The organism is Pseudaminobacter salicylatoxidans (assembly GCF_003148475.1).
Lineage (GTDB): Bacteria > Pseudomonadota > Alphaproteobacteria > Rhizobiales > Rhizobiaceae > Pseudaminobacter > Pseudaminobacter salicylatoxidans.
The window spans coordinates 333,505-347,475 of record NZ_QGGG01000003.1; the positions used below are offsets into that span (position 1 = coordinate 333,505).

General features: G+C 63.2%; 15 protein-coding genes. 4 read left to right on the forward strand and 11 right to left on the reverse strand.

Translation table 11 applies throughout. The annotated features are described in order from the left end of the window. Window positions 1-10: 10 nt before the first annotated feature. The 7 genes from C7441_RS06490 to C7441_RS06520 all read right to left on the reverse strand — a co-directional run bounded on the left by C7441_RS06490 (window position 11) and on the right by C7441_RS06520 (window position 5,940). Window positions 11-580, reverse strand: a complete 570-nt coding sequence (locus C7441_RS06490; protein WP_019169861.1) for a F0F1 ATP synthase subunit B — start codon at window positions 578-580, stop codon at window positions 11-13. A gap of 68 nt (window positions 581-648) precedes the next feature. Next, on the reverse strand, window positions 649-873 hold the full coding sequence (locus C7441_RS06495) for a F0F1 ATP synthase subunit C (RefSeq protein ID WP_019169862.1): 225 nt from the start codon (window positions 871-873) through the stop codon (window positions 649-651). 74 nt (window positions 874-947) lie between these two features. Next, entirely contained in the window at window positions 948-1,697 is a 750-nt protein-coding gene (locus C7441_RS06500; protein WP_019169863.1) for a F0F1 ATP synthase subunit A, read from the reverse strand. Window positions 1,698-1,741: 44 nt separating this feature from the next. Further along, window positions 1,742-2,149 (reverse strand): AtpZ/AtpI family protein, encoded by a 408-nt coding sequence (locus C7441_RS06505; RefSeq protein ID WP_109612200.1) that lies wholly within the window; start codon window positions 2,147-2,149, stop codon window positions 1,742-1,744. Between the two features lie 242 nt (window positions 2,150-2,391). Next, a complete protein-coding gene (locus C7441_RS06510) occupies window positions 2,392-3,579 on the reverse strand; it encodes a cell wall hydrolase (protein ID WP_109612170.1) in 1,188 nt (395 codons plus the stop codon). A 258-nt stretch (window positions 3,580-3,837) separates the two neighbouring features. Continuing rightward, the gene (der, locus tag C7441_RS06515; RefSeq protein ID WP_109612171.1) at window positions 3,838-5,265 is read right to left on the reverse strand and encodes a ribosome biogenesis GTPase Der; all 1,428 of its coding nucleotides are present in this window, start codon (window positions 5,263-5,265) and stop codon (window positions 3,838-3,840) included. Between the two features lie 9 nt (window positions 5,266-5,274). Further along, complete coding sequence (locus C7441_RS06520) at window positions 5,275-5,940, reverse strand: tetratricopeptide repeat protein (protein WP_109612172.1); 666 nt, start codon at window positions 5,938-5,940, stop codon at window positions 5,275-5,277. 214 nt (window positions 5,941-6,154) lie between these two features. Between C7441_RS06520 and C7441_RS06525 the strand changes: the two genes are divergently transcribed. Beyond that, window positions 6,155-7,150: a polysaccharide deacetylase family protein gene (locus C7441_RS06525; protein ID WP_109612173.1), complete on the forward strand. Its 996-nt coding sequence runs from the start codon at window positions 6,155-6,157 to the stop codon at window positions 7,148-7,150. 20 nt (window positions 7,151-7,170) lie between these two features. Here C7441_RS06525 and sbmA read toward each other — a convergent pair whose 3' ends face one another. Further along, the gene (sbmA, locus tag C7441_RS06530; protein ID WP_109612201.1) at window positions 7,171-8,433 is read right to left on the reverse strand and encodes a peptide antibiotic transporter SbmA; all 1,263 of its coding nucleotides are present in this window, start codon (window positions 8,431-8,433) and stop codon (window positions 7,171-7,173) included. A 216-nt stretch (window positions 8,434-8,649) separates the two neighbouring features. Between sbmA and C7441_RS06535 the strand changes: the two genes are divergently transcribed. Continuing rightward, entirely contained in the window at window positions 8,650-9,057 is a 408-nt protein-coding gene (locus C7441_RS06535) for an MAPEG family protein (RefSeq protein WP_109612174.1), read from the forward strand. Between the two features lie 135 nt (window positions 9,058-9,192). Here the strand turns inward: C7441_RS06535 and C7441_RS24220 are convergent, their stop codons facing one another. After that, window positions 9,193-9,348 carry a hypothetical protein gene (locus C7441_RS24220; protein WP_210205608.1) on the reverse strand — a complete coding sequence of 52 codons (156 nt, stop codon included), beginning with the start codon at window positions 9,346-9,348 and terminating at the stop codon, window positions 9,193-9,195. 28 nt (window positions 9,349-9,376) lie between these two features. Here C7441_RS24220 and C7441_RS06545 point away from each other — a divergent pair, with 28 nt between their 5' ends. Then, on the forward strand, window positions 9,377-10,318 hold the full coding sequence (locus tag C7441_RS06545) for a LysR substrate-binding domain-containing protein (RefSeq protein WP_109612176.1): 942 nt from the start codon (window positions 9,377-9,379) through the stop codon (window positions 10,316-10,318). A gap of 33 nt (window positions 10,319-10,351) precedes the next feature. Next, window positions 10,352-11,602, forward strand: a complete 1,251-nt coding sequence (locus tag C7441_RS06550; RefSeq protein WP_109612177.1) for an aminopeptidase — start codon at window positions 10,352-10,354, stop codon at window positions 11,600-11,602. A 72-nt stretch (window positions 11,603-11,674) separates the two neighbouring features. On the opposite strand, the gene C7441_RS06555 is transcribed toward C7441_RS06550, so the two are convergent. Beyond that, complete coding sequence (locus C7441_RS06555; protein ID WP_109612178.1) at window positions 11,675-12,028, reverse strand: ArsC family reductase; 354 nt, start codon at window positions 12,026-12,028, stop codon at window positions 11,675-11,677. Between the two features lie 111 nt (window positions 12,029-12,139). After that, window positions 12,140-13,690 (reverse strand): acetolactate synthase large subunit, encoded by a 1,551-nt coding sequence (locus tag C7441_RS06560; protein WP_109612179.1) that lies wholly within the window; start codon window positions 13,688-13,690, stop codon window positions 12,140-12,142. Window positions 13,691-13,971 lie beyond the last annotated feature (281 nt).

The window sequence follows — 13,971 nt, forward strand, 5'->3', positions numbered from 1 at the left end:
TGGTCTGCTCCTACTCCCGCGCTGCCTTGACGGCTGCTGCCACGGAAGCCTTGTCGGCCTTGCCACCGATCAGTTCCTGAACGATCGCAGCGGTCGTGTCTTCAGCGATTGTGCCAACTTCCTTCATCGCAGCCGTCTTGATGGCAGCGATGCGGGACTCGGCCTCGGCGAGCTTCTGTTCAAGCCCGGCCTCGACGCCCTTGCGCTTGGCATCGGCATCGGCCTTGGCACCATCGCGGGCCTGCTGGCCGATCGCGTTGGCCTTGCTCTTGGCCTCGGCGAGTTCCTGCTCATAGGCAGCAACGGCAGCGTCCGCCTCGCTCTTCATGAGAGCGGCCTGGTCCAGATCCTGCGCGATGCGATCGCGACGGACCTCCAGGATACCGCCGACGCGCGGCAGAACCACCTTCTTCAGAAAGATGTAGAACAGGCCGAACGTAATCGCGAGCCACAGAATCTGTGACGGAAAATGCGAAGGATCGAACGGTGGAAACTGACCACCGGTCTCCGCATGTTCCAACGAATGGGTTTCATCCAACGCCGGAGATCCCTCCTGCGCGAATGCCGGTGTCACGAACATCTGCTTCCCCTGTTCACTCTATCCGGCCGCAACAGCGCGGCCGGAGAAATCGCTCATTCCGGCAATTCTTACGTGAAGAGCAGGAGCAGAGCGACGAGCAGCGAGAAGATGCCCAGAGCTTCGGTAACGGCGAAGCCGAAAATCAGGCGGCCGAACTGGCCATCGGCAGCCGACGGGTTGCGCAGGGCGCCCGAGAGGTAGTTACCGAAAATCGTGCCCAGGCCGATGCCCGCACCACCCATGCCGAGGCAGGCGATGCCCGCACCGATTGCCTTTGCTGCTTCAACTTCCATGTCCAACTCCTTGTGGATCGAAATTCAGTTCAATGCTTTCACTTGGCGGGCGCGAGACCCGCCGGCGACTTGTACTAGTGTCCCGGATGCAGTGCGTCGTTGAGGTACATGCAGGTCAGCACCGCAAAGACGTAGGCCTGCAGGAAGGCCACCAGAAACTCGAGAGCGGTAATCGCAACCGTCATGGCCAGCGGCAGGACCGAGCCGGCGATGCCGACCGCGCCAAGCGCGCTGAGCGAAGCCACGAAGCCCGCGAACACCTTCAGCGTGATGTGTCCGGCCAGCATGTTGGCGAAAAGACGGACGGACAGACTGACCGGGCGCGAGATGAAGGAGATCACTTCGATGAGCACCACCAGCGGCACCAGAATGCCCGGCACGCCCTGCGGGACGAACAGCTTGAGGAAGCCGAATCCGTGCTTCATGAAGCCGTAGACCAGCACGGTCCCGATCACCAGAATGGCGAGAGCGAAGGTGACGATGATGTGGCTGGTGACGGTGAAGAAATAGGGGAAAAGCCCGAGAATGTTCGCCACGAGAACGAACATGAACAGCGAGAACACGAAGGGGAAGAACTTCATCCCCTGTGATCCCGCCGCGTCCCGCAACATGGATGCCACGAACTCGTAGCACATTTCCGAGATCGACTGCAGCCGGCTCGGAACCAGACCGCGGCTCGACGTGGTCAGGAATAGGAAGGCGCTGGTCGCCACCACCGTCGCCACCATGAAGGCCGACGAGTTGGTGAAGGAGAAGTCGTATCCGCCGATCTCGATCGGAATCAACTTCGAGATATGAAACTGATGGATCGGATCGTTGGACACGCGGCCCCCTTGGCAAAAAAAGACGTACCCGCAGGCACTGTTGTTCAGTTGTCACGGTCCCCGGCGTTCTTGTCAGACGCCTTCGGGTCCACTTGAGCTACGACACCGGCCGAGCGCATCACATTGAGAACACCGGCACCGAAGCCAAGGAGCAGAAAGACAATCAAGCCCCATGGCGACGTCCCCGCCAGACGATCGATTGCCCAGCCCAGCCCAGCGCCGACCGCCACCCCCGCGATGAACTCGCTCGACAGCTTTACGGCCTGACCATACCCGGTCGTCTCGCCTGACTTTGCGCCGCGTTCCCCCTCGCCTTCGCCTTGCCGCCTCGCCGCAAGAGTTTCGGCAAGCTGGCGCCGACGGCGCTCGAGGTCATCGTCGCGGAACGCGCGTTCACCACTCTTTCCAGGCCCGGTTTTGCCGGTTTCGTCTGGCCCGCTTTCGTTGGCCATCGCAACCTCCATGCCTGGATAAAACGGGATCGTTCATCCGCTTCAAAGTCGCGGGCAACATAGTTAGGGAGCCCATCTGCGTCAAGCCGCGGAATGGGCGCTCTCCCGATGTATTTTCCCTAATGAAATCAATAAATTGAGAAAGTGCGACAACCTGCCCGCCATCGAAAGCGGCCCATTACACCCGAATCCGGGCAGAATCCGGGCCACCGATGCGGTTGCCGGGGCAGGCCCGGAGCCCCTCAGCTCCAGCCGCCGCCGTAGGTCCGGTAGAAGATGTGGAGACCGATGCGCTTCATCTTCTCCATCGTGCGGGCCCAGCCCGGATTCACATAAGCCGCATAATAATGGGTGGAGGACGCCACCTCGGGAAGGAAGATCTTGCCGGCGGTGACGGCCAGGGCGATCTCCTCGGCGATCTTGTAGTGCTTGCGGCTGGTCACGACCTTCTTGCGGCCATCGCAGGCGAAGGAGAACTGGCAGCGGTTGCGCCAGTTGTCGTTCTGGTAGACGACGCGGCAGATCGTGTTCGGATAGGCCGGGTTACGCACGCGGTTGAGGATCACCTGCGCCACGGCAGCCTGGCCTTTCGGGCTCTCGCCCTGCGCTTCGAAATAGATCGCCGTCGCCAGGCACTGCTGCTCCTTCTTGGTGAAGACGCTTGCCGGCAGCGGATTGCGCATCCAGTGATGGTCGCCATCGGCCAGGGGCGGAATGAAGCGGCCGTTGGACGGGTCCTTGTCCCGCAGCAGGCTCTCGAAAGGAGAGGTCCTGGCGTAGTCAGGCTCGGATGGGGCGTAGGCGGTGGCCAGAATATCCGGCGCGTTGTCGTTCATCAGCGAGGCCAGCATGGTCGGCACGCCCGGCGCCGCCTTCTTTTCCTCCGTCGCATGGAATGCCGTTGCGATCTGGACTTCCTTGCCCTGTATGTCCGGCTTGGCGAAGGTCATCTTCAATCCGCCATCCATGACCGGACGCGTCAGCGAACTGGTGCGCTTAAGCACGGACCCCGCGCTGAATGCCTTGGGCGGAGCGACCGGCGTGACGTTGACGATGCGGCCCTGCTTGTCACGGCGGTTGATGCGCTCCTCGTCGGGCGTCAGATCAGCGGCGGCCTGCTTGCCACGAAACGCCACCGCGCCGATACCCGGCGTCCTGACGCCCGAACCCGACATCGAGCCGGTGATCGTATCGCCATCGGCGAAGGGCAGTTCGGCTGCATGCACCGAACCGGCAACGGAGCTTTCGACAAAGCTGTTCCAGCGCGCGCCACCCATCTCCACGCCGGAAATCAGGCTTCGCATATCCTGGTAGGCCGTCACGGTGGGAAAGCCGATCCAGATACCGAGGCCGATAACCAGAGGCGGAACAAACGCACGCTTTTTCAGGCTGGCAACGGCCAGTTGCAGCGTCGATAGGCGTCGATGCACAGAAACTCTCCAGAACGCAACAGGAACCCTCTGGAGAAGGAAAATGAAGCATTAACCTTGATGGAGCGTTAACGGACCGGAGGCACCGCGAGCGTGGCACCGACCGAATTGTCGCAAGCTGCACGGCTTGCGCGAACAAGGGCCGAGAGAAACGAATGCCCGCACCGGGGGCAGGCATATCAAAGCAGATCGGGCACGCGGGAAAGACGAGATCGGCCGCCGGCTTCGGGCGAGTGGCAGCCGATCAATTAAAACACGCTAACTGCGCTTGTTGGCGCGACCCGCGAACGGATTATCGGGCGCGCGCATCACCATGCGGATCGGCACGCCGGGCATGTCGAAGGCATCGCGCAGGCTGTTGACCAGATAGCGGATATAGGACTGCGGCATGGCTTCCGGACGCGTGCACGACAGCACGAAACCGGGCGGCCGGGTCTTGGCCTGGGTGATGTATTTGATCTTGAGGCGACGGCCAGCCACGGCGGGCGGCGGATGATGCGCAACAATGCCTTCCAGCCAGCGATTGAGCCGGCCGGTGGAAACGCGCCTGTTCCACACCTGATGCGTTTTCAGCACCGCATCCATGAGCTTGTCGAGACCCCGGCCCGTTTCAGCCGAGACAGGCACCGCCAGCAGGCCGCGCACTTGCGGCAGCAGCCGCGCGGTCTTCTCGCGCAGTTCCGCCAGCGTTTCCTGCGGATTCTCGATCAGGTCCCACTTGTTGAAGGCAAGGACCAGCCCCCGCCCCTCGCGGATGATGAGATCGGCGATCTGCAGGTCCTGCTTCTCGAAGGGAATGGTAGCGTCGAAGACAACGATGACGATTTCGGCAAAGCGAATCGCGCGCAGGCCATCGGCCACCGACAGCTTTTCGAGCTTTTCCTGCACCTTGGCCTTGCGGCGCATGCCAGCCGTGTCGAACAGCCGGATCTGGCGCCCGCGCCATTCCCAATCCACTGAAATCGAATCGCGGGTGATGCCGGCTTCCGGCCCCGTCAGCAGCCGCTCCTCGTCGATCAGCGCATTGATCATCGTCGACTTGCCGGCGTTCGGCCGGCCGACGACGGCGATGCGCATCGGCTTGGTCTCGTCATAGACGGGTTCGGCGTCGGGATCGGTGATGTCCTCGCCGACCAGAACTTCGGCGATTGCCGCATCGTCGTCCTCGTCTTCTTCGCCGAACACGCGTTCCTCGCCGAGCGCCTCGATCACCGCGTCACGCAGGTCGGGCATGCCCTGCCCATGCTCGGCGGAGATCGGGATCGGCTCGCCAAGGCCCACTTCCCAGGCTTCCAGCATGCCGGCCTGTGCCCCGCGCGCCTCGGCCTTGTTGGCAACGAGCACCACGGGCTTGCCCGAACGGCGCACGACGTCGGCAAAGGCCTTGTCGTCGGGCATCAGGCCGCTCTTGGCATCGACCATGAAGAAGATGAGATCGGCTTCGTGAATAGCGATCTCGGTCTGCGCGCGCATCCGGCCCTGCAGGGTCTCGGCGGCGGCCGTCTCGAAGCCGGCCGTGTCGATGACGTCGAAATTGATGTCATAGAGCTTGGCGGAATGGACGCGGCGATCACGCGTGACGCCGGGCGTATCGTCGACCAGCGCCAGCTTCTTGCCGACAAGCCGGTTGAAAAGCGTTGATTTGCCGACGTTAGGCCGGCCTATGATGGCAACCTTGAAGCTCATTGCGTGCCATCAAGACGCCGCGCCCGAACCGCGGATCAGCTCGGACATGAGGGAAGCGCGCTGACGCGCGTTGCGCGGAGCGCCATCGTCGGACGAAATCTGCTCGAAGAGTTTCAGCGCGTCGTCGGCCTTGCCCTCCTTCCATGCCGAAAGGCCAAGAACCTCGCGCGCGGAACTGCGCAGCGGATTGGCGTCGGCCGTAAGATCCTCGGCGCGTTTGGCGACATCGGCGTAGGAGCCGTGATCGACAAGGATGTAGGCCGCGCGCAGGCGCGCCATGTCGCGCAGCACGGCGGGAATGGAGGTGTCGGCGGCAACCTCGTCAAATGCCTTCACGGCGCCGTCGAAATCGCCCTTGTCGGACAGGACCGTGGCGGCGCGCATGCGCGCCAGCGTCGGATAGGCACCGTGGCCATCGGCCTCCAGTTCCTTCAGCGCGGCGATCGCCTCGTCCTGCTTGCCGGAATTGGCCAGCGTCAGCGCCTGCAGGAAAGCGTCGCCCGAGCGGCTCGCCTGCTTCTCGCTCCAATATTCATAGCCTACGAAGGCAGCCGTGCCGAGCACGAGCAGAACCGCAGCCACGATCGCGATCGGGCCGAAACGCTCCCATATGAGGCGCGCCCGCTCCTGGCGGATCTCTTCATTGACTTCGCGGATGAAACTGTCGTCCGACATTCGATCAAACCATGTTTGCCCGTCTCGGGCTGTTGTGAGCCGCCGTTTTAGCGATATTTCGCCGGCATGGAAGGGGGCGCGGCGGAAAATCGCCCCTTTGTGCCGAACACCGTCCTGCATGGCATGTTAACGCGCCGCTTACCATACCGGCCCGCAACCGCGCCACATTTGCACCCTATGGCTGCCGGTTTCATTCCAAGCCAGAAGTATACTGATGCCCGCCATTTTTCGCACCCTTACGCTTGCCTGCGTTTCCCTGTCGCTCGCCCTGCCCGCCTTCGCCGCCGCCAATCCGCCGCAGCGGCCGCAATATGTGATCATCTCCTTCGACGGCGCACATGAACTGGCGCAATGGCAGCGCAGCCGCAACCTGGCCGCCCGCACCGGCGCACGCTTCACCTATTTCCTGTCCTGCGTGTTCCTGCTCAGCCGTGACAAGCGCACCGAATACAAGGCACCGGGAAGGTCGGCCGGCCGCTCCAATGTCGGCTTTGCCCAGTCGAAAGACGAGGTGCGCCAGCGGCTTTCGCAAATCTGGCTGGCCCGCGCGGAAGGACATGACATCGCCAGCCATGCCTGCGGCCATTTCGATGGCAAGGCCTGGAGCAAGGCGGACTGGCTGAGCGAATTCGCCTCGTTCAACCGCATCCTGCGCGACGCCTATGAGATCAACGGCATCGAGGGCGAGCCGGAAGGCTGGAAGCGGTTTGCCGAAACGGAAATCAAGGGTTTCCGTGTGCCGTATCTTTCAGACAGCAAGGCGCTCTACAGCGCGCTGGCCGAAGACAAATTCGCCTATGACGCCAGCGGCGTCTCGCGCGGACCTGCCGAACCGCGCCCGGTGGACGGCATCATGCGCTTTTCCCTGCCGCAAATCCCCGAAGGGCCGAAAGGCCGGCCGGTGATCGCCATGGACTACAATCTGTTCGTGCGGCATTCCGGCGGCATCGAGCGCAAGGACGAAGGTGCGGCTTTCGAGAACCGCGCCTACGATGCCTTCCACGCCGCGTTCGAGCGCGAATATAACGGGCAGCGCATTCCGTTCGAACTGGGTTTCCATTTCACGCTGATGAATGGCGGCGCCTACTGGCGCGCGCTGGAACGCTTCGCCGGCGAGGTCTGCGTGAAGGCGGACGTCAAATGCGTCAGCTATGCCGACTATCTGGCCGACCGGCACGACGCGACCAGGGCCGGCAATGTCGGCGGCTGAGCCGCCGACATTTCACATTCTCAATAGCGATCGGTCGACGCAACCTGCCCTTCAACATAGCGCTGGTCGATGCCCGAGAGGGATTCGCCCTGGATCGCAGCCTCGAAAGCGCGCAGGCGCTTGTAGACCGAGAGCAGTTCCACGATCGTCGACCAGGAATTGACGAGATACTGGAACGACGAAGTGACCTGCGAGAAAGCGAACGCGACCTGGTTCATCAGACCCAGCGTGATCTTTCCGGCCACGATGGACGGTCCCATGATGAAGAAGGAAAAGATGCCGTTCGCCTGACCGTATGTGTATCGCACGACGTTGAAATAGACGTAGTGGAAATACATGCGGAAGTAGTTCTTGCGCACGTTCTCGAACAGTTCGCGCAGTGTCGCCGGCTGGGCCCTGTCGTCGTGATCCTCGCCGAAGACCAGTTCCTTGCGATAGGCCGCCTCGACGCGCTGGTTGCGGAACTGCAGGCCCGGAAGCATGAAGCCAGCCAGCGCGATGCTGGCGGTGCCGAAGATCGACCAGAACAGCGCCGCCCACACCAGCGCGTTGGGAACATGGCCGACCAGCGGCAGTTCGGTGATGTTGATCGACAAGCGCAGCAGAACCGGCAGGAAGGCGATGAGCGTCATGATCGAATCGATGAAGTTCACGCCCAGCCCCTCCATGATGGTGGAAAAGCGCATCGTGTCTTCCTGCACACGCTGGGAGGCGCCTTCGATGTGGCGCAGCTTCGGCCAGTGCGAGACGTAATAGGCGTTCATCGCCATGCGCCAGCGGAAGATATAGTGGCTGACGAAGAAGGCCGTGAGCACGCTGACGAAGACGCCCACGAAGGCCAGGCCGGCAAAGGTGGCGAAACCCGTATAGTACTGCTCGAGCGTGATCGGCGCGGTCTTGGCCATTGCCCCCTGCACCATGTCCCAGAACGGCCCGTACCAGTTGTTGACGGCGACGTTCACCTGGACCTGGAAGTAGGTGACGAAAAAGATCAGCGCCGAGCCGAGGATCGACCAGTTCTGCCACGGATTCGGTTCGTAGAAGGTCCAGAAGGCGTAAAAGATCGCCACCGCGATGGCGTAGTAGACATAAAACCACAAGAAGGGCGGCGACCAGAACGCGGCGATACCGATGATGGGCGGCGCATCGGCCGCAGCCGGCGGCAGGCCGAAGATTGCCCCGGCTTCGGCACCTCCTAGGTACCAGATCACCATGGCAAATGCAGCCCATACAGCCGCCGAGGTGAAGAACAACTTCGGCTTCGGGAAAAACGATACGAACACGCGGGAAATGTCCTTGTGATGCGCCGGTGGCGCAGTTGCGGTTGCCGGCATGAAGTCACAGTTCGGCAGGAAAGAAAATGTCTTTCTCCCTGTCGCGATCAATCCACGAACGGACAAATTGTGGCGATTTTGACGTGAAGACGGTGCGGCGTCACGTCCGTTTACCTTTGCGGATGCGTTGCCTACACATCTGGCACGGATGTCGGAGCCTGAGATATGAACCACACCGCAGTGGCCGCCGTGGGCCTCTATACCGTGCTGAACACAGTCATCCTGTTCTGGCTGATCGTGGCAACAAGCCGCCTGCGCCGCCGCTACAAGGTCTGGGTCGGCACCGGCGGCGTGGCGCATCTGGAGCGCGTCATGCGCGGCCATGCCAATGCGATCGAGAACATGCCGATGACGCTGCTGCTGCTGCTCATCGCGGCGTTGCTCGGCACGCCTGTGCTGGCGCTGCATCTTCTGGGCATCGCCTTCACCATCGGGCGCGTGCTGCATGCCTGGCATTTCATCGAGGAAAAGGGCGCACCCTGGCAGCGCGAAGCCGGCTTCGGGCTCAGCGGACTGGCCACCGTCGTCGCCATGGCGGTGGTGCTCGGTCACGCATTCGGCTTCGTCATCTGAAAGCGACGCTCCGGACGGAGCCGCAGCTGTCAGCAGTTCCCTTCACAGTCACGCGCGCCGCGGTAGCGGCCACGCAGTGGCAGATCGGCGAGCTCCCGCTCTGACATCGCTTCTAGCGCCGGGTGCGAAAGCGGATCACACATCCAGCGCAGCTTCTCTTCCGGAACCGGCTCTCTTGAGTGGGCACGCAAAAGCATACCGATGAATGAGATAATCTTCATCACCCTGCTCCTTGCCCTGACTGGCAATGACTGAAATCATATGATCATCGCCCATGCGGGCAATCGACATTTGCGAAGTTCGATTTTAGAAAAGCTAAATGCCTGGCCTGAATTCCGTTCACCTCAATGGCTTGCGCGCGGTCGAAGCCGTCGCGCGTTGCGGCTCGCTCGCGAAGGCCGCCGACGAACTCGGCGTTTCACCGAGCGCGATCAGCCAGCAAATCGGCAGGACCGAGAAACAGATCGGCCGAACTTTGTTCGAGCGCCGGCCAGGCGGGCTCGTCCCCACCGAATTCGGAAGCGATTTCGCCGCGCGCCTGGGCGTGGGTTTTCGGGAACTCGCCCAGGCCGTCGCCATGGCCGACGACCGTTCCGCCAACACACTGATTGTTTCGGTCGCGCCGGCGTTGGCTTCACGGTGGCTGGTGCCGCGCCTCACCCGGTTCTTCGCGCTGTATCCGGAAATCCTGATCCGCATCGACGCATCGACCCAGCTTGTCGATCTCGGCCGTTCCGATGTCGACGTCGCGATCCGGCTGGGCAAGGGAGAATGGTCCGGGGCAAGGTCGGAATTGCTGCTGCCGATGGAAATCTTTCCGGTCTGCTCGCCTCACCTCGCGCCGGAGCTGAAGTCGATCGGCGACCTTGCCGATGCCTGGGAAATCCGCGACGAAAACAGCATGATTTCGTGGGAAGACTGGTTTGCCGCTGCTAACGCGGCACCGGTGAAGCCGAAGCGGGGCGCCAGCTTCACCGATCCGATCCTGTGTCTCGAATCGGTGATCGCCGGTCAGGGCTTCATGCTGGCCTGGCAATTCCTGGCCGCGGACGCGCTTGCCGACGGACGGCTCGTCGCGCCCTTCGGCGTCATGGCCCCAACCGGGCTCGGCCACTATCTGGTGACGCCCGCAGGACAGCGCGTGACCCGCAAGGTGGAATGCTTCCGCGAATGGGTCGGTTCGGAAGTTCGGGAAACGATGGCCAATATGAAGCTGGCGAAACGCGTGGGCGGTATCCATTCGCCACATTCAGGGTTATGAATCCCCGGACAATCACTTAGGAGCACCTGCATCATGACCTCCCACACGAGCGCAACCGCCGCGATCGACCCCGTCAAGCTCGAACGGCTGGCCGAAGTGGTGGTCAAGGTCGGCCTCAACCTGCAACAGGGGCAGGATCTGGTGATGACGGCGCCGATCGTGGCGCTGCCCATCGTGCGGCGCATCGTCGAGCACGCCTACAAGGCGGGTGCCGGCCTGGTCACGCCGATCTTTTCCGACGACGAACTTACGCTTTCTCGCTACCGCCACGCACCGGATCTCAGCTTCGACCGCGCCGAAGGCTGGCTCTATGAGGGCATGGCCAAGGCCTATGCCGGAAATGCCGCACGTCTGGCCGTGCGCGGCGACAACCCCATGCTGCTGGCCAACGAGGACCCGGCCAAGGTCTCGCGCGCCAACCGCGCCACCTCGACCGCCTATCGCCCGGCGTTGGAGAAGATCACCGGCTTCGACATCAACTGGAACCTGATCGCCTATCCGACGCCGGCATGGGCGAAGCTCGTGTTCCCCAACGAGCCGGAAGACGTGGCCGTGGCCAAGCTCGCCGACGCGATCTTCGCCGCCTCGCGCGTGGACCGCGACGATCCGGTCGCGGCGTGGAAGGAGCACAATGCGGCACTTTCCCGCCGCACCGCGTGGCTCAACGGCAAGGCTTTCCACGCATTGCGCTTCCGTGGTCCCGGCACCGACCTGACGGTCGGCCTCGCGGACGGCCACAAGTGGAACGGCGGCGCGGAGGAAGCCAAGAACGGCATCGTCTGCAATCCGAACATCCCGACCGAGGAAGTGTTCACCACGCCGCATGCACGCCGCGTCGAGGGCTATGTGCGCAGCACCAAGCCGCTCTCCTATCAGGGCACGCTGATCGACGAGATTTCGGTGCGCTTCGAAGGCGGGCGTATCGTGGAGGCCAATGCCGCGCGCGGCGCCGATGTGCTCAACAAGGTGCTGGATACCGACGAAGGCGCGCGCCGCCTCGGCGAAGTGGCGCTGGTGCCGCATTCCTCGCCGATCTCGCAGAGCGGGCTGTTGTTCTACAACACGCTGTTCGACGAGAACGCCGCCTGCCACATCGCGCTCGGCCAGTGCTATGCGACCTGCTTCACCGACAGCAAGCTCACGCCGGAGGAAGTGGCCGCGCGCGGCGGCAATTCCAGCCTGATCCACATCGACTGGATGATCGGCTCGGGCGAGATCGACATTGACGGTCTCGACAAGGACGGCAATTCCGAGCCGGTGATGCGCAAGGGCGAATGGGCCTGAGCCCATCTCCTGGCTTCGAAAACATAAGGGCGGCTTCGGTCGCCCTTTTCATTTGAAGGATCGGTAGAACCGTCAGCGCCCGGCCAGCGCCTGCCCGTAAAGCTCCGGCTTGAAACCGACGAGGCGCTTGTCGCCAAGATCGAGCACCGGGCGCTTCACCATCGAGGGCTGCGCCAGCATAAGGTCTATCGCCTTGCCTTCGTCGAGGTCCTGCTTCTCGGCGTCCGGCAGCTTGCGGAACGTGGTGCCGGCGCGGTTGAGCAGCGTTTCCCAACCGAGTTCGCCGGTCCAGCCCTCAAGGCGCTTGCGATCGAGGCCGGCCGTCTTATAGTCGTGGAAATCATAGGCGATGCCGTGGCCTTCCAGCCAGGTCCGCGCCTTCTTCACCGTGTCGCAATTCTTGATCCCGTACATGGTGATGGTCATTCGCCTGCCTTCCCTGCAAATTCGCACTGCTTCAACAGCCGCGCAAAACTTAACCGGCGCGCCGATGGCAAGCGCACCGGAACAAAAGCTCGGGGATGAAGCCCGGACCGGTCACATACGGGCTTCGATCAGGAACGGCCCCTTGCGCGACACGGCCGCGTCGAACAGGTCGGTGAACTGCTCGATCGTCTCGGCGCGGGCCGCCTCCACGCCCATGCCGCGCGCCAGCGAGCACCAGTCGAGGTCCGGCGCATCGAGGTCGAGCATGCGGCGCGCGTTGCGGCCGAAATCGTTGACGCCGACATTGCGCATCTCGCCCTGGAGAATTGCATAGGCGCGATTGGCGAAGACGACCGTCACCACATCGAGGTTTTCGCGCGCCTGCGTCCACAGGCCCTGCACCGTATACATGCCGCTGCCGTCGGCCTGCAGGGCGATGATCTTGCGGTCCGGACAGGCGACGCCCGCGCCAACCGCCAGCGGAATGCCCTCGCCGATGGCGCCGCCGGTGAGCGGGATGTGGTCGTGCGGGGTGAGACCCGGCGCAAGGGCAGTCAACCTGCCGCCCGAGGTGATGGATTCCTCGCAGATGATCGCGTTTTCCGGCAGGGCGCGGGCAACCGCAATCGAGATGCTGTCAGCGTTCAGGTCGCCGGTGGGCGCCACGATCTCGCGCTGCGTGAAACGGTTGGGCACAAAGGGCGCGTCCTTGCGCACGCCGATTTCCTCGGCCAGCGCGCCCAGCGCCTCGGCCAGATCGTTCTCGTGGCCAGCCAGCTCGATGATCTCGCAGCCGGGCTGGAGCATGGTGCTCGGCTTGCCGGGATAGGCGAAGAAGCCGACCGGCTGCTTGCCGCCGACACAGATCGCCACTTCGAATTCGCGCAAGGTGGCGACCGCCTGATCGACATTATAGGGCACCGGCCGCGCCGCGACCCGTCCTGCCCCGCGCTCGGTGCGGTCGGAAGTCTGCGAGAACAGCGCAGCACCCGTGGCAGCCGAGATGCGCCCCACCGTTTCCAGCGCGTTGGCGCGCAGCGCCCGCCCGGCAAGGATGATGACGGCGCGCTTGCCGCCGCGCAGCGCCTTGGCGGCAGCCGACAGCGCATTGGCGCAAATCGACGGCCGCGCGGGAAGCGTGACCGGCGAAAGCGTCTCGGGCGCAACCTCGCCCCACGCCGCGTCGGCCGGCAGGATCATGGTGGAAACGCCGCGCCGCATCAGCGATTCGGTGTAGGCTTCCTCCGTCCTGGCGCGCACATCGGCCGGGCCGGAGATACGGCCGACCCAATGCGACATCGGCCGCGCGAGACCTTCAATGTCGCTGGTCAGCGGCGCGTCATATTGCAGGTGATAGCTGGCATGGTCGCCGACGACATTGACCATGGGTGTGCGCGCGCGACGCGCATTGTGCAGATTGGCAAGGCCATTGGCGAGGCCGGGGCCGGTGTGCAGCAGCGTGGCGGCCGGCTTGTCGGCCATGCGCGCATAGCCATCGGCGGCGCCCGTCACCACGCCTTCCGAAAGGCCCAGTACGCAACGCATCTGCGGCTTGCGGTCGAGCGCCGCCACGAAGTGCATTTCCGAGGTGCCGGGATTGGCGAAGCAGACATCGACGCCATTGACCAGCAATACGTCGCAAAGCATATCGGCGCCGTTCATGTCGCGCGCTCTCCTGTCATGATTGGAATGAGGCCGGCGGCGCGGACACGCCGCCGGCAACTTTGCGTGGAGCGGAGATCATCCTGACGGACGAGCACCGCTCCATCTCATTGTTTTAGCCGCATTTATGCGACGCCAGACATTTCCGCCAGGCTGCAAAAAATGCCTTAGAAGAACGCCTGGATGCCGGTCTGGGCGCGGCCGAGGATGAGGGCGTGCACGTCGTGCGTGCCCTCATAGGTGTTGACCGTCTCCAGGTTCTGCGCGTGGCGCATGACGTG